The sequence below is a fragment of the Ottowia massiliensis genome (assembly GCF_900240305.1).
GTDB classification, from domain to species: Bacteria; Pseudomonadota; Gammaproteobacteria; order Burkholderiales; family Burkholderiaceae_C; genus Ottowia; species Ottowia massiliensis.
Genome location: NZ_LT964854.1, coordinates 2,293,118 through 2,310,088, shown reverse-complemented (window position 1 = coordinate 2,310,088; position 16,971 = coordinate 2,293,118). Strand labels below are relative to the sequence as shown.

15 protein-coding genes and 3 pseudogenes are annotated in these 16,971 nt (G+C 63.9%); 9 read left to right on the top strand and 9 right to left on the bottom strand.

The features are described 5' to 3' along the window. The first annotated feature begins 145 nt into the window (after positions 1 to 145). The 4 genes from pfkB (at position 146) to C1720_RS10320 (ending at position 3,965) form a co-directional block, all read left to right on the top strand. The gene (gene pfkB, locus C1720_RS10335) at positions 146 to 1,096 is read left to right on the top strand and encodes a 1-phosphofructokinase (RefSeq protein ID WP_102284628.1); all 951 of its coding nucleotides are present in this window, start codon (positions 146 to 148) and stop codon (positions 1,094 to 1,096) included. 66 nt (positions 1,097 to 1,162) lie between these two features. Continuing rightward, a complete protein-coding gene (locus C1720_RS10330) occupies positions 1,163 to 1,630 on the top strand; it encodes an SMI1/KNR4 family protein (RefSeq protein WP_102284139.1) in 468 nt (155 codons plus the stop codon). Positions 1,631 to 1,653: 23 nt separating this feature from the next. Then, positions 1,654 to 3,453 (top strand): fructose-specific PTS transporter subunit EIIC, encoded by a 1,800-nt coding sequence (locus tag C1720_RS10325; protein ID WP_102284627.1) that lies wholly within the window; start codon positions 1,654 to 1,656, stop codon positions 3,451 to 3,453. A 233-nt stretch (positions 3,454 to 3,686) separates the two neighbouring features. After that, entirely contained in the window at positions 3,687 to 3,965 is a 279-nt protein-coding gene (locus tag C1720_RS10320) for a hypothetical protein (protein ID WP_199170993.1), read from the top strand. Between the two features lie 137 nt (positions 3,966 to 4,102). Here the strand turns inward: C1720_RS10320 and C1720_RS14745 are convergent. The 3 genes and pseudogenes from C1720_RS14745 to orn all read right to left on the bottom strand — a co-directional run. Continuing rightward, positions 4,103 to 4,388 (bottom strand): annotated as a pseudogene (locus tag C1720_RS14745) (IS5/IS1182 family transposase); the annotation flags it as partial. Between the two features lie 15 nt (positions 4,389 to 4,403). Beyond that, positions 4,404 to 4,553: pseudogene (locus C1720_RS14740) on the bottom strand (hypothetical protein); the annotation flags it as partial. Positions 4,554 to 5,042: 489 nt separating this feature from the next. Next, positions 5,043 to 5,624 (bottom strand): oligoribonuclease, encoded by a 582-nt coding sequence (gene orn, locus C1720_RS10310; protein WP_050714438.1) that lies wholly within the window; start codon positions 5,622 to 5,624, stop codon positions 5,043 to 5,045. A 110-nt stretch (positions 5,625 to 5,734) separates the two neighbouring features. Between orn and C1720_RS13815 the strand changes: the two genes are divergently transcribed. From C1720_RS13815 to C1720_RS10295, 4 genes are all read left to right on the top strand, one after another. Further along, positions 5,735 to 5,896 carry a hypothetical protein gene (locus C1720_RS13815; RefSeq protein WP_158241707.1) on the top strand — a complete coding sequence of 54 codons (162 nt, stop codon included), beginning with the start codon at positions 5,735 to 5,737 and terminating at the stop codon, positions 5,894 to 5,896. 861 nt (positions 5,897 to 6,757) lie between these two features. Continuing rightward, positions 6,758 to 8,248 carry a SafA/ExsA family spore coat assembly protein gene (gene safA / locus C1720_RS10305; RefSeq protein WP_158241706.1) on the top strand — a complete coding sequence of 497 codons (1,491 nt, stop codon included), beginning with the start codon at positions 6,758 to 6,760 and terminating at the stop codon, positions 8,246 to 8,248. Positions 8,249 to 8,435: 187 nt separating this feature from the next. Further along, positions 8,436 to 8,864 carry a hypothetical protein gene (locus C1720_RS10300; protein ID WP_146006981.1) on the top strand — a complete coding sequence of 143 codons (429 nt, stop codon included), beginning with the start codon at positions 8,436 to 8,438 and terminating at the stop codon, positions 8,862 to 8,864. Continuing rightward, complete coding sequence (locus tag C1720_RS10295; protein WP_102284134.1) at positions 8,861 to 9,376, top strand: hypothetical protein; 516 nt, start codon at positions 8,861 to 8,863, stop codon at positions 9,374 to 9,376. Before C1720_RS10300 ends, C1720_RS10295 begins: the two co-directional genes overlap by 4 nt. 11 nt (positions 9,377 to 9,387) lie before the next feature. On the opposite strand, the pseudogene C1720_RS10290 reads toward C1720_RS10295, so the two are convergent. The 6 genes and pseudogenes from C1720_RS10290 to C1720_RS10260 all read right to left on the bottom strand — a co-directional run. Continuing rightward, positions 9,388 to 9,780, bottom strand: a pseudogene (locus tag C1720_RS10290) (transposase); the annotation flags it as partial. A 230-nt stretch (positions 9,781 to 10,010) separates the two neighbouring features. Further along, the gene (gene recJ, locus C1720_RS10285; protein WP_102284626.1) at positions 10,011 to 11,771 is read right to left on the bottom strand and encodes a single-stranded-DNA-specific exonuclease RecJ; all 1,761 of its coding nucleotides are present in this window, start codon (positions 11,769 to 11,771) and stop codon (positions 10,011 to 10,013) included. Between the two features lie 20 nt (positions 11,772 to 11,791). Continuing rightward, complete coding sequence (locus tag C1720_RS10280) at positions 11,792 to 13,060, bottom strand: tetratricopeptide repeat protein (protein WP_102284132.1); 1,269 nt, start codon at positions 13,058 to 13,060, stop codon at positions 11,792 to 11,794. A gap of 364 nt (positions 13,061 to 13,424) precedes the next feature. Beyond that, positions 13,425 to 14,540 carry an ABC transporter substrate-binding protein gene (locus C1720_RS10275; protein ID WP_158241705.1) on the bottom strand — a complete coding sequence of 372 codons (1,116 nt, stop codon included), beginning with the start codon at positions 14,538 to 14,540 and terminating at the stop codon, positions 13,425 to 13,427. A gap of 269 nt (positions 14,541 to 14,809) precedes the next feature. Continuing rightward, positions 14,810 to 15,535, bottom strand: a complete 726-nt coding sequence (locus C1720_RS10265) for an ABC transporter ATP-binding protein (protein ID WP_102284129.1) — start codon at positions 15,533 to 15,535, stop codon at positions 14,810 to 14,812. Next, positions 15,532 to 16,338 (bottom strand): ABC transporter ATP-binding protein, encoded by an 807-nt coding sequence (locus C1720_RS10260; protein ID WP_102284625.1) that lies wholly within the window; start codon positions 16,336 to 16,338, stop codon positions 15,532 to 15,534. The genes C1720_RS10265 and C1720_RS10260 overlap by 4 nt, the downstream gene beginning before the upstream one ends. Positions 16,339 to 16,576: 238 nt before the next feature. Here C1720_RS10260 and C1720_RS14455 point away from each other — a divergent pair, with 238 nt between their 5' ends. Further along, positions 16,577 to 16,711, top strand: coding sequence for a hypothetical protein (locus C1720_RS14455; RefSeq protein ID WP_255397822.1), 135 nt, complete (start codon positions 16,577 to 16,579; stop codon positions 16,709 to 16,711). The last annotated feature ends 260 nt before the right edge of the window (positions 16,712 to 16,971 follow it).

Here is a 16,971-nt window from a genome sequence, read left to right as displayed (position 1 = left end):
AAAAAGGAGCGGATTCAGGCACTGCAAAAAGCCATATGTCGCACATTCCACGCGGAGAGTCTGCTATTGAAGCAGGAGCGAATCCATCCTTGAATGCACGCGCTTCAAAAATGAATGACTTGCCGGAAACGCCATGAAAAACGCCATGCCCCTGCCCATCCTCACCATCACGCCCCACCCTGCCATTGACGAAACCGTGAGCCTGCCCAGCCTGCGCCCCGGCGCGGTGAACGTGGCCACGCAAGCGCGCCGCAACGCGGGCGGCAAAGGCATCAACGTGGCCAGCTGCCTGGCCGACTGGGGCGCGCCCGTCGTGGCGCTCGGGCTGCTGGGGCAAGACAACGCGGCGGCGTTCGAGGCGCTGTTTGCCCGCAAAGGCATTGCAGACGCCTGCCAGCGCGTGCCCGGCAGCACGCGCACCAACATCAAGATCGTGGCGGCCGACACGGGCGACACCACCGACATCAACCTGCCCGGCCCCGCCGTGCCCGCCGCCGCCTGGCAGGCCCTGCTGCAAGACGTGCGCCAGCGCGCACAACCCGGCCAGTGGGCGCTGGCCGCCGGCAGCCTGCCGCCCGGCCTGCAAACCGAAGGCTACGCGCCGCTGCTGAAACTTTTGCACGAGCGCGGCGCGCGCATTGCGCTGGACACCAGCGGCGCGGCGCTGAAGCAGGCCCTGGCCTGCGGCGTGCCGCTGGCCCTCATCAACCCCAACCGCCACGAGCTGGAAACCCTGCTGGGCCGCCCGCTGCCCACTTGCGCCGATTTACGCGAAGCCGCGCGCGGCCTGCACGCCCAGGGCGTGGAAACCGTTGTCGTCTCCCTGGGCGCGCAAGGCGCTTTCATGAGCAGCCCCGAAGGCGCGTGGCTGGCCGCGCCCTTGCCCGTCAAGCCCGTGAGCACTGTGGGCGCAGGCGATGCGCAAGTGGCCGGCCTGCTCGCCGCGCGGCATGCAGGGCTGGACTGGCGCGAGGCTTTGCGGCATGGCGTGGCATTTGCCACGGCCAAATTGAATCGATTGGGGCCGGATTTGCCGCCTGCCAGTGAAATCAATGCCTTGTTGCAGGCCATTACCTTGTCGGCCATTCCATCATGATTCATCTTCCTGAATCCATGCGTGAAAACATAGCTGCAAACAAAATGAATTAATCATTCAAAGAAAATGACCTTCACCGACCTTCAAGCCCGCTATCCCGATTTTTGCGGCGATTTTTCCCCCGATTTCGGCCTGCCCACGCAGGCGGATTTTGATCGGCTGGAAAAAGCATTCGGCGTGGTTTTCCCGAAAAGCTATGTCGAATTTCAAACCCGATACGCGGCCCGCATGCGCGCGGTGGGCGATGGCTTTCGGTGGGCCAATGCCGGTTTGGAGCCGCATTTGAGTCTGGAAAGCCTGCTGGGCGAGGCGCAGGGCAGCGGCTATCTGGCGCTGGGGCTGTTGCCGTTCTGGAAAGACGGCGGCGACGGGCTGGCCTTTCAGCTCGATGGCGCGCCCAACCCGGCGGAGCCGCCGGTGGTGTGGTTCATGCGCGATGGCAGCACCTTCCCGCTGGCCGATGGCTTTGTGCCCTGGCTGGCGGCGTGCTATGAAGATTTGCGCCGCGATTTGATGTCTCATTTCAACCTGTAATCACCTTGCCGGAGCTGCAAGCCATGCCTTCCTCCCTGCTGGTCATCATCAACACGCCCGCCCGCGCCACGCATTCGCTGCTGGCGCGCGAGGCGCTGCGCGAGGCCGCCCGCGCCATGCAGCTGCCCTTGCGCATCGAAACCCTGCTGGAAAGCGGCGCGCAAGACCCTCTTGCGCCCGAAGAACTGGCCGCCGCGCCGCTGGTGCTGTGCGTGGGCGAAGCGCCCGCGCAGCGGCTGGCGGGCAAGGCCGCGCACGTGGCCACGCTGGCCGCCGTGCTGGCCGATGCAGCAGGCGTGCTGCGCCAGTGCTTGCAGCAAGCAGGCGCCGGTTTGCCCGCCGGTTCGCCCGGTTTGATGGCGGCCCGCGCTGATGTCACGGAGGCCACGGGGGCAGGCGGCCCCAAAGAGGCTGAACGGCCAGGCGCAGAAAACTGGCAGGCGCTCAAAGTCGTTGCCGTCACCTCCTGCCCCACGGGCATTGCCCACACCTTCATGGCCGAAGAAGGGCTGAAGGCCGCCGCCGCCGCGCTGGGCTGCCAGATGAAGGTGGAAACGCAAGGCTCGGTTGGCGCGCAAAACACCCTTTCGCCTGACGACATTGCGGCGGCTGATCTGGTCATCATCGCTGCCGACACGCAAGTGGACGCCAGCCGCTTTGCGGGCAAACGCCTTTTTGCCAGCGGCACCAAGGCGGCCATCAAAAACGGCCAAGGCCTGATCCGCCAGGCGCTGGCCGAAGCGCAGCCGCACGGCGCGGCCCCATCCGCCCCAAAAGAAGCCGCCCCCGCCGCCAAAAAAGAGCGCACCGGGGCCTACAAGCACCTGATGACGGGCGTGTCCTTCATGCTGCCCTTCGTTGTCACCGGCGGGCTGCTCATTGCGCTGGGCTTCGCGCTGGGCGGCATTTACGTGTATGACGACGCGCACCAGGGCACGCTGGGCTGGACGCTGTTTTCCATTGGCAAAAGCGCCACCTTCGCGCTCATGATTCCCGTGCTCTCGGGCTACATCGCCTACTCCGTGGCCGACCGCCCCGGCATCACGCCCGGCATGGCTGGCGGGATGATTGCAAACAGCATCGGCGCGGGCTTTCTGGGCGGCCTGGCCTCCGGCTTCATCGCGGGCTACGCCGTCAAGTGGCTGAACGAAACAATCCGGCTGGGCCGCAACTTGGACGGCCTCAAGCCCGTGCTCATCCTCCCGCTGCTGGGCACGCTCATCACCGGCTTGCTCATGTATTACGTGATCGGCCAGCCCGTGGCCGCGCTGCTGGCCGCGCTCACCCAGTGGCTCAAGGGCCTGCAAGGCAGCAGCGCCTTGCTGCTGGGCCTGCTGCTGGGCGGCATGATGGCCATCGACATGGGCGGCCCCATCAACAAGGCCGCCTACACCTTCGGCACCGGCCTGATCGCCAGCGAGGTCTATTCGCCCATGGCCGCCGTCATGGCCGCCGGCATGACGCCGCCGCTGGCCATCGCCCTGGCCGCCTGGCTGTTCAAAAGCCGCTTCAGCGCCGAAGAGCGCGACGGCGCCAAAGCCGCCGCCGTCATGGGCCTGGCCTTCATCACCGAAGGCGCCATTCCCTTCGCCGCCAAAGACCCGCTGCGCGTCATCCCCGCCCTGGCCGCAGGCTCGGCCCTCACCGGCGCGGTTTCCATGCTCGCCGGGTGCGAATTGCGCGTGCCCCACGGCGGCGCCTTCGTGCTGCCCATCCCCAATGCCGTCACCCATCTGGGCCTGTATCTGGCAGCGATTGCCGCCGGAACAGTCTTGAGCGCCGTGCTGCTGGGCGCGCTCAAGAAACCGGCGCAAACAGCCTGAAAGAGCCCTGCCCTGCCCTGCCCCGCCAGCGATTTTTTCGCTCCCGCATTCATAGCAAAGTTTCCTGACTGCACCAGGACATCACGGCATTACACCGGCTGAAATTCGCTCCTTTTTTTGATGTTGAACAGCCTTTGCCTTGTCCTTTGCCGCCGCCCGCGCTGCCATCGCTGGTTCGAAAACCATGCCCAATAATCATGAAAAAGATTTGCGAACAGGTGAAAGTTTTTGATTTGGAACCGTTCGAAGCGGGCGACGGGGAAACTTTCCGATTTCGTTTGGAAATCCTGCAAGAAAGGGGCGAAAAAATCTTTCTCGGCAAGGTTTACAGGCTGGAAACCTACCGGCTCCAGCCAACGTTTCCCCAGAGTCAAGGAAATCCGCCTGACTGGATCAATGATGCGCTTATTTTCGTAATGGATGAAATGTTCGATCCAGACAAATTGAAAGGCCAGTCCTGGAATGAAGTCCTTGAAAAGTTTCTCATTGCGGTGGATAAGCTATTTTCCTGAAGCACCCGCAGGGAAAACAAGCGGTTCAAAATCAGGTTTCAGATGCCTGGCAAGTTTTCCAAACGGCTTGATGCCACTGCCGCGCCAAACGCATTGAAAGCCGCAAGGCCCGTTCGCTGCTTATTCTCAGAACCTGTTCAAAATCTTTTGCTCAAGAGAGCCAGGATGCCAAATAAACGAACGGCAAGCTGGCGCGAAGCAGCCGCTCACCGCTCTTCCACAGCCTCCGGCTTTTCTCCAGCCAGACAAGGATGTGCTCAACCACCCAGCGTTTGGGCATCACCTTGAAAGCGTGAAGTTCGCTTCTCTTTGCGAACCATCACGCGCCTGCCCGAGATGTCTTTGACGCCTTGCAACAAATGGCTGGCCCGCGTAAGCGACGCCGCACAGCAGGCTTTGCTCCCGACTCAAGCTACTCTTGCAGCACCCACAGCGCACGCCCATGAAGCCGAGCGCGAAAGCCAGCAGGCCCAGGCCCCAGCCGCCCAGCGCAGGCACGGACTGAACGGGCAGGCCGACGGTGAGGTTGCTGTGCGCAAGCGCGTCAATTCGGTCATGGCGCAGTTCAAAAAAAATGACGATCAACATGATGCGGGCTGGCACGCGCAACGTGACAGAAATACAAGGCAGCAAGTTGCTAACGGATGCCGATTTCAAATAGGCAGCCAGAATAAAGGCCGTCCGAGACCTGATTGGACGGCCTTTTTTGTGGCTTGAAACAAGCGCGCTCTGCACATCATGTATTGCGGTCATCAGCTTGGGAAAACCTGGCTGCATTTGTCTCCACCTTCCATGTGGAAACAAAGGTCTGATTCCGCTCCTTAAAAAAGAGCGTGATGTCCTAGTGAAACGTGCGCAGAAACCGTTTTTAGCCCTGTTCAATTTGCTCCTTCTTTTGATGCTTCCTGGCGGGACCATGCTTTGGGCCAGGCCGCGAAAGCTGCGGAGCGGAATGGCCCGGCAAAGAATGAAAGGCCGCAAGAGAACAAAAGCCCAAATCCGCGCTGAAATACGCCGCCGGAATCCGCTTTCAAACAAAAAAGCGCTTTCCGGGAAAAAGCGCCTGTGAACGGGTTTTCAAATGCGAATGAAATGTTCGCGGTAATGCAGCAGCTCGTCGATGGATTCGTGCACGTCGGCCAGCGCGGTGTGGGCCTGGCGTTTTTGGAAGGCGTCTGCAACCTCGGGCTTCCAGCGGCGGGCCAGTTCCTTGAGGGTGCTCACGTCAATATTGCGGTAGTGGAAAAACGATTCCAGCCGGGGCATGTATTTGACGAGAAAGCGCCTGTCTTGCCCAATAGTGTTGCCGCACATGGGCGCCACGCCCTTGGAGACGTAGCGTGAGATGAAAGCGATGAGCTGCTGCTCGGCTTCGCCTTCGGTGAGGGTGGAGGCGCGGACTTTGTCCGTCAGCCCGCTGCGGCCATGCGTGCCCCGGTTCCAGGCGTCCATGCCGGCCAGCAGCTCGTCGCTTTGGTGGATGACCAGCACGGGGCCTTCCACGCGGGTTTGCAGCTGCGGGTCGGTGATGACGATGGCGATTTCCAGCAGGCGCTCGCGTTCGGGGTCCAGACCGCTCATTTCGCAGTCCAGCCAGACAAGGTTCTGGTCTGAAAAAGCCAGGGCGGGCGTTGGGTTGGCAGTGTGGTTTTCAGTCATGGGCGCGGATTTTCTTCTTTTGGCAAGGCGCGACGGCCTGCGCGCCCGAAATCTGCTTCATTCCTGCCCCGCTTCCCGCACGACCGCTTCCTTCCGCCACATTGGCACACATGAACAATCCAAACCATCCACGTCAGAACTTCCTGAATGGACATCCACAAAGCGTGTGTTTCCATGGGCTTCAGCCCGGCGCTTTCCGTGAGATGGCCAAGAACGCCTGTCAGCACCTGCTGGCAGCGCTGCACTACGACAAGCCTGGAGGCATGCGTTGAGCCGGTGATGAGCTGGCGATGGCACAGCTTGCCAGTCACGGCGCTTTACCAGCGCTGCTGCATCGCCTGAGGATCACAAGCGCTTTCGCACCAAGCCCTACACGCCCAGAACCCATGGCAATGGCCGGGCGGCTCATCCAGACTTTATTCAGACAGTGGGCCTATGCGTATCGCTATTACGCTTCAGACCACTGCATTGATGAGCTGGCGCCGTGGGATGCAGCGCGACAACTTCCATCGCCCTTACTCTGCCGACAAACACAACCTCCCGCTTGTTGCCTCAAGCTTGAAGGGGACATCGCGTTGAAAACGCTACGACTAACCACCTGTGCTTCGCATTCCGACCTGACCCGTTTTTACGCACCTGAGGCAGGGCCGCGAACGGGTTCAGGCATGAGACGAAACAGCTTTTCATGGAACACCTTTAATGCAGGCCGTCAAGAAAAATTGCAAATTAATATTGCACGACGCGGATAAAATGAAAAATATTTTTACCATCAGAGCACTTTTACATTCACGTAAATTATATTTTACATTTATATTGCTATTTGTGTGACTTCTCCCAATGAAAGGGGATTCGTTCTACGCAAGCGTCCTGGCTCGTGTTTCTATATGCATTTTTCCGAAATAGAAATTATCGAAATAAGAATGCTGACCGTCATCGCAGGCACATGTAGATAAACAGAAAAATAAATATTCGAAAGGATTGCCTCGTTACCTGACGACACGTTTTATAAATGCTTTTCCCAGGGTAATCGCCCCAGCTATCTTTTTCAAATGCGAATGCCGACAATGAATGCGTCTGCCAGCCTTTTGGGATATGGCACAGGTAGCAACCCTGGTCAAAGGAAAGGACTCAACATGACCGCTGTCAATTTTTCTTCCCATGCCAATGCTGCGCGCACAAGCGCTGCCGGAGGCTCCGTTTCAGTCCAGCAGGGCGATACGCTTTCGGCCATTGCCGCGCGCAATGGCGTTTCGCTTCAGGCGCTTTTGGCGGCCAATCCGCAGATCAGCAATCCTGATTTGATTTTTGCTGGCGACACCATTAATTTGCCGGGCGGTGCAGGCGCTGCTGGCGGCGGCGCGGCAAACCAGATCGCAGGCGTGCAGCAGACGGCGGCGGCTTCTGGCGCAGGCGGCTCGCAGCCTTCTGGCATGAGCATGAGCCAGGCGGGGCTGGATATGGTCAAAAAATACGAGGGCCTGCGCACTACGGCTTATCGCGACCCGGTGGGCATTTTGACCATCGGCTACGGCCATACAGGCAGTGATGTGCGTGAAGGCCAGACCATTAGCGAAGCACAGGCGACCGAGCTGCTGCGCAAGGACTTGGGCACGGCCGAGAACGCCGTGCGCAAGGCCGTGAAGGTGCCGCTGACACAAGGCCAGTTCGACGCGCTGGTGAGCTTTACCTTCAACTGCGGCGCGGGCACGCTCCAGAAATCGACCATTCTGGAAAAGCTCAACGCAGGCGATTACGCCGGAGCGCAAGCCGAATTTGGCAAGTACAACCACGGTGGCGGGCGCGTGCTGCCCGGCCTGACGCGCCGGCGCAATGAGGAAGCGCAGATGTTTGGCAATCAAAAGCCAACAGGCGCTGGCGGCGCGCAAAGCCAGCAGCCTTCTCCTGCAGCGCCCAGCACGGGCGGCGGCCAGCCCGCCAAGGCTGCGGGCGGCTCCTATACCGTGAAGAAGGGCGATACCTTGTGGGATATCGCGCGCTCGCATGGCGTTTCGCTCAAGAGCCTGATTGCGGCCAATCCGCAAATCGCCAACCCTGACCTGATTTATCCCAATCAAAAGATCAACCTGCCTTCCGGCGCGCAAGGCGCAGGCAGAACGGGGGGAGCTGGCGGGACTGGCGGTGCGCAAGGCACGCAAGGCACTTCCACGCCCACGCCAGCAGGCAACGGGAAAGGCGCCAACACGGCAGCCATCGCCAAGAGCTTTGAAGGCCGCAACGCCTCCGAACTCAAGCGCAGCGGCGCGCTGCCGATGAATCCCAATGTGCCCAACAACGTCTGCTGCGCCAATTTCGTCTCGGCGGTATTGCAGAAAAACGGCCTGCTGTCGGCAGGCGAGCACACCGACGCCGTGCGCCAGCTGGATGTCACGCTGCGCCGCAAGGGCTGGCAGCCGGTGTCGCTGGCCAACGCCAAGCCGGGCGACGTGGTCATCATGGAACGCAATGGCGTTTCGCACACGGAAATCGTGGCGTCGAATGAAAACGGCAAGGTCACGCTGATTGGCTCCAACAACCGCAATGCGGATGGCAGCCAGCGCATTACTTACGACACCAGCAACTGGTGGCACAACCACCTCTCCGCCATCCTGACGCCGCCGAATTGATCGGCAGCAAAGCAAAGCGGCGTCGCGCCGCTTTCTGGCGTGGCCCGCAACGGCCCCTGCCCATGGTTCAGTGGGCAGGGGTTTTTCGTAGGGAGGCAGCGCGCCTCAGGGCGCATTCAACGTTCTGTTGCAGCGCCATTCGTTGGCAATGCTGAAATGCCCCGTTTCAAACAACCGGAGTGAAAACATGAAATTTCCCGTGAAGTGGCTGGCCTTGCCGCTGGTCTTGTCCATCATGCCTGCCGCAGGAGCGGGCGCTCCCAGCGTGCACAAAGCGGATGACGATGCCATCACCGCCATCGCCATTCAGGCGGCCGCACAATCACTCAAGCTGGATGCGGAGCAGCTGAAGCTGGCGCCAGAAAACATCCGCTACGACGGCGACTGGGCCTTCATGCAGGCCCGCCTGCGCGATGCCGCAGACAAGCGCTTTGACTATGCGGGCACCGCCCTGCATAAAGCGGCTCAAGCGGGCGCCATGTCCGATTTATGCGTGGCGCTGCTGCGCCGCGACGGCCAGGCTTGGAAGCTGATTGACATTGCCGTTGGCCCCAGCGATGTGGCCTGGGAAGACTGGGCTGGGCGGCACCACGCGCCCGAAGGGCTTTTCAAATGAAAGCGCGCCGCCTGCTGTGGCCTGCCGTCATGGGCTTGCTGGCGGCAGCGCTGGCGCAGGGAACCTGGGCGGCGGCAGATGCGGACGCCAGCCCGCCCCAAGCCGCGCCTGTGCAAACCGCGCCTGCAGCCGCTGAAAGCCTGCCCGCCGCCCTTCAAGGCGAGTGGGAGCCGGTGAGCCGCGCGCTGGAGTCAGCAGGCAATCTGACCTTACAGACGCAAAGCCTGATCTGGCTGCCTTGTGGCGCGGCGGCCCATGCCATGCAATTACAAGAACAAGCAGATGGCACGGGCCATCTGCTGAAGCTGGTGGGCCAGCCAGCCTGCCAGCTTGACGGCACGCCTGTCAGCCATTTGCGCGTGCAGCGCAGCGCCAAGCAGGCGTGTGATCTGGAAGTGGCTGTGTTTGCCAGCGACAAGCAGCTGGCCAAGGGCGAGCGCCTCGCCTGGGGTGTGTACACGCAGGCATCTTGCCCAGAAGGCAGCGCGTCCGGTGCAGCGGGCGGGCGCTGACGCCTGATTCTTCAAAAAAGCGGATGGGTGCGCATGCGGAATGCATTTGCACCCATCCGCTTTTTTGACATCCATGCTGTCTCCGCTTTGCTTCTGACTGCGGAGACGCCTGGTTTCGCAAGGGTTCTAGCCCCGGTGGGCGCGGAATTTGGCTTGATCTCCTGCATGTTCCAGCCAAACAAGCTCAGCGCCCAATTGATCAGACGGCCCGAGTAGCCGCCATCCACAAAAACAGTCTTGAGGCACTCAAAGCGCAAGAACGGCCTCGCCAGCAAAGCCCTGACACCCACTCGGCTCTGAATGCCTGCTGAGTGCACCACCACGGCCAGCAGCCGCTCCATTGTGTCTACGGCTATGTGGCGCTTGCGCCCCTTGACTCTTTTGCCTGCGTCATATCCGCGCTGGGCTTGGCGCTTGCTGACGCAGCCGCACCAGCGGGCAGAGGTGCTGTAGACCTGTTTCCAGGGCGGGTAGCCCTTGGGTGGTGCGCGCTATCGACGGTCTGTTCACCGGTCATGTCACTTGGATACATGACGATCGTTTGCCGCAAATTCTCTCTTTGAGAACAGTCTCTGGGACCTCATGCTCTGAATAAAGGAGCAAAAAGAGGCCGCCTGCTCCGCGCGGAGCGCGGCTACTCCAGGCTTTCGCCTTCGGCAGCTTCCACGATGAAGCGCACGCGGCGCTGGCCCTGCCATTCGTCCACATCCAGCCGGTAGGCCAGGCGCGGGCGCTCGGGCAGGGGGCCGGTGTGGTTGAACCAGATGGCGTCCACCGCCTCGCCCGCGTGGCGCAGCTTGAGCGACAGGTGCTTTTCGCCGCCGACCAGGCGCTGGCTGATGACTTGCACTTCGTCGCAGAAAAGCGGCGCGGGAAAGCCCTGGCCCCAGACTTCGGCCTGAAGGGCTTCGGCCACGTCGGGGCAGCGGTATTGGGCAGGCAGGGGGCCGTCGGTTTCCATGCAGCAGCTGAGGGCGTCGGCGTCCAGCTCTTCGGCGGCCACTTGCTCGAAGGCGCGGCGAAAGGCGTCGAACTGGTCGCGCGCGATGGTGCAGCCCGCCGCCATGGCGTGGCCGCCAAACTTGAGCAGCGTGCCGGGGCTGCGCTTGGCCACCAGATCGAGCGCGTCGCGCAGGTGAAAGCCGGGGATGGAGCGGCCCGATCCCTTGAGTTCGCCTTCTTTGCCGGGCGCGCCGCTGGCGGCAAAGACAAAGGCGGGGCGGCGCCATTTGTCTTTCAGGCGCGAGGCGACGATGCCGACCACGCCTTCGTGAAAGCTGTCGTCATGCACGCTCAGGGCCACCGGCAGGGCGGCCTCGCCGTCAAACAGGTTTTCCACGTGCAGCAGGGCCTGCTCGCGCATGCCGTTTTCGATTTCGCGGCGCTCGCGGTTGATGGCATCCAGCCGCGCGGCCAGCTCCCGGGCGCGGGCTGCGTCGTCGGTGAGCAGCAGCTCGATGCCAATCGTCATGTCGGCCAGGCGGCCGGCGGCGTTGATGCGCGGCCCCAGGGCAAAGCCGAAATCGGCGGCGCTGGCTTTGGCCCACGGGCGGCCCGATGCCTCAAACAGCGCGGCCAGGCCCGGCTGCATGTGCCCGGCGCGAATGCGGCGCAGGCCCTGGGCGACGAGGCGGCGGTTGTTTTCGTCCAGCCGCACCACATCGGCCACGGTGCCCAGGGCGATGAGGGGCAGCAGCGCATCCAGCCGGGGCTGGCTGGCGGCGGTGAAGGCGCCGCGCGCGCGCAGCTCGGCGCGCAAGGCCAGCAGCACGTAAAACATGACGCCCACGCCCGCCATGCTTTTGCTGGCAAAGCCGCAGCCGGGCTGGTTGGGATTGACGATGACATGGGCCGCCGGCAGCGCAGGGCCGGGCAGGTGGTGGTCGGTGACGAGCACTTGCAGGCCCAGCTCCCGCGCGGCCTGCACGCCTTCCACGCTGGCGATGCCGTTGTCCACGGTGAGCAGCACGTCGGCCCCGCGTTCGGCCACGCGGCGCGCGATGGGGGGCGTGAGGCCGTAGCCGTCGCACACGCGGTCGGGCACCAGGTAGTCCACGTGCGCCGCGCCCAGCATGCGCAGGCCGCGCACGCCCACGGCACAGGCGGTGGCGCCGTCGCAGTCGTAATCGGCCACAAAGCAAATGCGCTTGCGCGCGGCCATGGCGTCGGCCAGCAGGCGGGCGGCTTCGGGCGCGCCTTTGAGGCCGCCGCCGCTTTCAGGACTGCCGCCGCTTTCAGGGCCGACAGGCGGCAGCAGGCGCGAGAGGGCCGGGTCCAGCTCGGCCGCCCGGCGCACGCCGCGCGCGGCCAGCAGGCGCGCCAGCAGCGGGTGCACGCCCGCCTGCTCCAGCGCCCAGGCGGCGCGGGGGGGCACGTCGCGCGCGCGCAGCTGCACGCCAGCCTGGACGGCGGCGCTCATGCGGCGGCTCCGGCGGCAGGTGCAGGCGGCAAGGCTGGCTCCACTTCAGCGCGGATGATTTCCAGCCGGCGCGCATCCACGCACTGCGGCGCCAGCCGCCGCACGGTGGTCAGCGCCCGGCGCGCGGCCTGCGGCTGGCCATTGCGCGCCAGCGCCAGCGACAGCTCGCAGGCAAAAGAAATGGCAGACCACCAGAACACGGGGTTGCGCTGCGTCCACTCCAGCGCGGTGCGGCAGGCGGCGGTCAGCAGCGCCACGGCCTGGCCGAAGTCGGCATGCCGCGCGTCATCGAGCGCCAGCAGGCCGCGTATGCCCTGCTCGTACATGGCGATGAAAGGGGGCAGCTCTTGCGTATTCACCCGCGCCAGCAGCCGCCGGGCTTCGTCAAACTGCCCCAGGCGCTCGCGCGTGATGGCCAGGTCCATCAGCCATTCGGGCCGGTCCGGCGCGGCAGCCAGCATGCCCTCCAGCACGGCGGCGGCCGTGGCGAAATCACCCGCGCGCGCGGGCAGCAGGTATTCAAAAATGCCCAGCGGCTGACGGCTGGCCGCATCGGCCCCGCCGGCCCCAGCCTCCGGGCGGCAAGGGTGCGCCAGCAGCTCGGCGCGCGCAGCGGCCACGCCCTGATAGCGCGCGGTCATGCAAGCGCTGTAAAAAGCCAGCTCCCAGGCCATTTCACGCAGGCCGGGCGCCCACGGCCGGCTCAGCGCCGCATCCGTGAGCGCCTGAAGGCTCTCCCGCAAGCCCACCGCGTCGCCCGCCAGCGCGGCGCACAGCCCCTGCCGGTGCTGCAAGACATGACGCCACGCCAGCGCGCAGGCGGCAAACGGCGCCGCCATGCCCAGCGCCGCCAGCAGCGCCACCCACCAGGGCCACTGGCGGTACAGCGCCAGCGCCAGCGCCACGCCCAGCCCCAGCAGCAGGGGGCGATGCCGCGCCGCCGTCTGGCGCAAGCCCTGGGCGAGGCTCAAACCTTGCTGCTCCATCTCCGCCACCAGGCTGGCCGCCAGGTCTGCCCATTGCTGCGGCGTGACTTCATCGGGCGGCACGCCAAAGCGCTGCCGCGCCGCTTCTTCCAGCGGCAGCAAGTCGCTGGCCATGTTCAGGATGCGCACGTTGCCCAGCTGCGGAAATTCGCGCCCGATCACTTCCAGCGCCTGCCGCGCGTCGCTGGCCTGCACCACGCCCTGCGCGCGCCGCCCGCCGGGAGCCGTGGCGGTGTAGAGCCAGTGTTTGCGAAAAGTGCGGGTTTCTTGCTGTGCCATGCGGCGATTGTGGCAAGGCGGGCGAAGCCGCCGCTCTGGCCAGCCTGCCCGCGAGCGCTGGCGGGGAGCGATGGGCGGGGAAATGGGCAGAAAAACAGTCCATGCGCAGGGCCAGGCTCACGCAAAGCCTGGCCTGATTTAGCTCCTCTATCCATAGCATGAGGTCCTAGAAGAAACTGCGCAGAAAGGCATTCAAGACCCCTTGAATTTGCTCCTGTTTTGGGTATTTTCTGACGGACATTGCCAAGGCGCAGGCTCTTTTCCACTCAGGCTTTCTGAACAGGTTTTCAGCGCTTCAGCGGCCTGCTTGCCGCGCTTTTCCAGCCCGGCAGGCCTTGGGCGGGCGCGAATCCGCCCGCTGGCGTCAATGCCGGAATTTGCCTTCCGGCGTCAGCACGGCCAGATCGGTGTGGCTGGCGCCCTGGCGCTCGCCCTTGTAGTTCAGGCCGTAGCCGGTGCCCAGGTCAATGTTGGCGGCAGCATCCAGCCAGCGCGAGAGGTCGGTCTTGTTTTTCACCTGCCCGTTTTTCACGGCTTCAATCAGCAGGCGGGCGTTCAGGTAGCTTTCAAAGCTGAGGTAAGAGGGCTTGAGGCCCGCCGCCTTGGCGATGCGCTGGTAGTCCTGCTGGGCGGGCAGGCGGCTGCCCCACGGGCTGGGGGTGACGGTGACGAAGGCGGCCATGCCCATGTGGCCTTTTACGCGGTCGGCGTACTGGGCGTCGGCCTGCGCGGCCAGGTTCAGCACCAGCGGCAGGGCGGCCTTGGCGCGCCAGGCATCCAGCAAGGCGGCCGATTGCTGGCTGTCGGCCAGCAGCAGCAGCGCGTCAGGGCGGGAGGCCATCAGCTCCTCGGCGGCGCGGCGGTAGTCCGGCAAGCTGGCGTTGAAGCGGCGGGGCACGAAGCGCAGGTCCGGAAAGCGGTCGCGCAGCTTGTCCAGCTCGCTGGCGTAGTCGATGCCAAAACCGTCTTCCTGAATGAACACGCCCACGCTTTTGAGGCCGGTGGCGTTGATGAAGCCCAGCAGCCGCAACAGCTCGCTGCTGGCCGGGGCGCGCACGGCGTAGGTGTACCAGGCCTGTTTGCCGCGCAGGGCGGACGAACCGGCCACGGGGCCAAGCAGGGGCACTTTGGCCTTGGCGCAGATTTGCTGCTGCGCCAGGCAGCTGGGGGAGCCAAAGCACGACAAAAAAGCTTGCGCGCTGGACACTGCGGACGAGGCGGCTTGCGTGGCCTTGACGGCGCTGTAGCCGTCATCCAGCGATTTCAGCTCGATGCGCACGCCGCCCTTGGCGTTCCGGTTGTAGTCGTCCAGCGTGGCGCGGGTCATGGCGTTGATTTCGCGGCCCGCCTGCGCCAGGGGGCCGCTGAGCGGCACGATCTGGACCACCTCCAGCGCCTCTTGCGCGCAGGCGGCCAGCGGAACAGCGCCCCACGCCACGGCGCAGGCCGTGGCCATCACGAATTTCAGCAGCGCAGCCATGCGGTGTTTCCCCAGAGTGAGTTGGTGCCAATGCGTTGATACGAACATGACGTATCGTTAAGTATCGCCTAGTTACATTGGCCCATGCCATAGCCGCGCCAAGCTGATGCTTGCGGAATGCGAAACAAACAGCCGCATGAAGCAGGCGTTCGCGTGCGGCAGGCGCGTCTCGCCTTGCGCTTTTACAAGCGCAGGCAGCCCGGTGAAAGCTGAAAAGCGCGCCATCGAATCCAGCAAGCGCCCAAGCAGCTGCCCGAGCGCGCCGCCCGTCATATCTGAAGCCACTCGCGCCAGGTTTTTTCATCGGCGCGCAGCGCCTGCGGCGTGCCTTCAAAGACGATGCGGCCCTGCCCCATCACCAGCGCACGGGTGGCAATGCGCAGCGCGATGGAGAGCTTTTGCTCGATGAGCAAGATGCCCAGGCCCCGCGCTTGCAGCATTTGCAGGCAGCGGCCCACCTGCTGGGCCATCAGGGGCGACAGCCCTTCCGTGGGTTCATCCACCAGCAGCAAATCGGGGTTGCCCATGAGCGTGCGGCAGAGCGTGAGCATTTGCTGCTCGCCGCCGGAGAGCACGCCCGCTTCGGTGCGCTCGCGTGCCTTGAGCGGCGCGAACAGCTCGAACATGTCTTGCATGCGCCAGGGCGCGCGCCCGGTCGCCCCCTGATTCGCGCCTTGTTTCGCACCCTGTTTTTCGCCCAGCAGCAGGTTCTGGCGCACGGTCAGGCGCGGAAAGACATCGCGGCTTTCGGGCACATAACCCAGCCCCAGGCGGGCGATTTCATGCGCAGGCCGCCCCAGCAGCGGCTGGCCGCGCCAGCTCACGCTTCCGCTGGCGGGCAGCAGCCCCATGATGGCCTTGGCGCAAGTGGAGCGCCCCGCGCCATTGCGCCCCAGCAGCGCCACGATTTCGCCCGGCGCCACTTCCAGCCGCACGCCGTGCAGCACTTCGCTTTTGCCGTAGCAGGCGCGCAAGTCGCGCACAAGCAGCGTCATGCCCGCCCTCCCGCATGGGCGGCGGCCTGAAGCGAATCCGGTGCATCCGGCCCATCCGCTTCGCTGCCCAGGTAAACCGCTTTCACGCGCGCATCGGCGCGCACGGCCTCGGGCGTGTCAAACGCCAGCAAGCGCCCTTGCGCCAGCACGGCGATGCGGTCTGCCAGGCTGAAAACCACGCCCATGTCGTGCTCCACCATCAGCAGCGTGCGCCCGGCCGTCAGCTCGCGGATGAGGCCGATGAAATGCGCCGTCTCATCCGCGTTCATGCCTGCTGTCGGCTCGTCCAGCAACACCACGCGCGCGCCGCCGGCCAGCGTGATGCCGATTTCCAGCGCCCGCTGCTCCGCATACGCCAGGTGCGCCGCCAGCGCGTGGCGGCGGTGCGCCAGGCGCGTGCGCTCCAGCAGCTCATCGGCGCGCTGGTTCACATCGCGCAAGCGGCCCAGCCAGCGCAGCAGGCTGTAGCGGTAGCCCAGCGCCCACAGTGCGGCGCAACGCAGGTTGTCCTGCACGCTCAGGCCGCCAAACACGCGCGAGACCTGAAAACTGCGCGACAGGCCCATGCGGTTGATTTCAAAAGGCCGTTTGCCATCCACGCGCGCCCCGTGCAGCCAGATTTGCCCGCCATCAGGGCGCGTGCGCCCGCTGATCAGATCAAACAGCGTGGACTTGCCTGCGCCATTAGGCCCAATCACCGCCACGCGCTCGCCCGGCTGCACCGCCAGGCTCACGCCGCCAATGATTTCGCTGGCGCCAAAGCGCTTGCGCACGTCTTGCAGAGCCAGGGCAGGCAATGTCATGGATAAATTCCGGTTTTCAGCATCAAAATCTCGCGCGCTGGCATCGTCATTCATTATCAACGTGAATGGCAGATAAAGGCTATGCGCGCAGCGCCGTCAAATCATGGCTTCAAATCACAAAGGCGGCTTGCAAATGCTATTTTCGCCTCGGGCGAAACGGCCTGCGCTCATTCCAATCCGGCTTTCCACCCATCCATGCCGCATCAAATTTTCCTGGCCGTGCCCGCCGTTTTCGCGCATGAACTCTCCCGCCACCTATTCATTTTCCAATAGCGAATATACCGCCTCCGGCGCGCCCTTTGCCCAGAACCTGAAGAACGCGCAGGGCGAATCGGGATGGCGCAAAACGCAGCCAGTGGGCGAAGCAGGCTGAAGGCTCCTATTTAGCTCCTCTATTCATAGTGGAACGTGCGCAGTCGCCCGTTTTCACGGCCTTGAATTTGCTCCTTTTTTATTATGCCAACCCCACCCCGGGGTCTTCCTGCAAGCGCCTGGGCCTGCGCGCCCGCCGGAATGCCTGCGTTTCCGCCCGCCATCAAGCACATTGCGCTGGCATAGCCTTTTCCGGGCGATAAATTCAGTGCAGGCGTCGCATTTTCAAAACCCCGTTCCTGAAAATCTGAAGCGCATGAA

Bases quoted from the DNA above. Each gene is read 5' to 3' on its own strand.
- pfkB (WP_102284628.1), top strand. From the start codon at position 146: ATGCCCCTGCCCATCCTCACCATCACGCCCCACCCTGCCATTGACGAA.
- C1720_RS10330 (WP_102284139.1), top strand. From the start codon at position 1,163: ATGACCTTCACCGACCTTCAAGCCCGCTATCCCGATTTTTGCGGCGAT.
- C1720_RS10325 (WP_102284627.1), top strand. From the start codon at position 1,654: ATGCCTTCCTCCCTGCTGGTCATCATCAACACGCCCGCCCGCGCCACG.
- orn (WP_050714438.1), bottom strand. From the start codon at position 5,624: ATGACTGAAAACCACACTGCCAACCCAACGCCCGCCCTGGCTTTTTCA.
- C1720_RS13815 (WP_158241707.1), top strand. From the start codon at position 5,735: ATGAACAATCCAAACCATCCACGTCAGAACTTCCTGAATGGACATCCA.
- safA (WP_158241706.1), top strand. From the start codon at position 6,758: ATGACCGCTGTCAATTTTTCTTCCCATGCCAATGCTGCGCGCACAAGC.
- C1720_RS10300 (WP_146006981.1), top strand. From the start codon at position 8,436: ATGAAATTTCCCGTGAAGTGGCTGGCCTTGCCGCTGGTCTTGTCCATC.
- C1720_RS10295 (WP_102284134.1), top strand. From the start codon at position 8,861: ATGAAAGCGCGCCGCCTGCTGTGGCCTGCCGTCATGGGCTTGCTGGCG.
- C1720_RS10280 (WP_102284132.1), bottom strand. From the start codon at position 13,060: ATGGCACAGCAAGAAACCCGCACTTTTCGCAAACACTGGCTCTACACC.
- C1720_RS10275 (WP_158241705.1), bottom strand. From the start codon at position 14,540: ATGGCTGCGCTGCTGAAATTCGTGATGGCCACGGCCTGCGCCGTGGCG.
- C1720_RS10265 (WP_102284129.1), bottom strand. From the start codon at position 15,535: ATGACGCTGCTTGTGCGCGACTTGCGCGCCTGCTACGGCAAAAGCGAA.
- C1720_RS10260 (WP_102284625.1), bottom strand. From the start codon at position 16,338: ATGACATTGCCTGCCCTGGCTCTGCAAGACGTGCGCAAGCGCTTTGGC.
- C1720_RS14455 (WP_255397822.1), top strand. From the start codon at position 16,577: ATGAACTCTCCCGCCACCTATTCATTTTCCAATAGCGAATATACCGCC.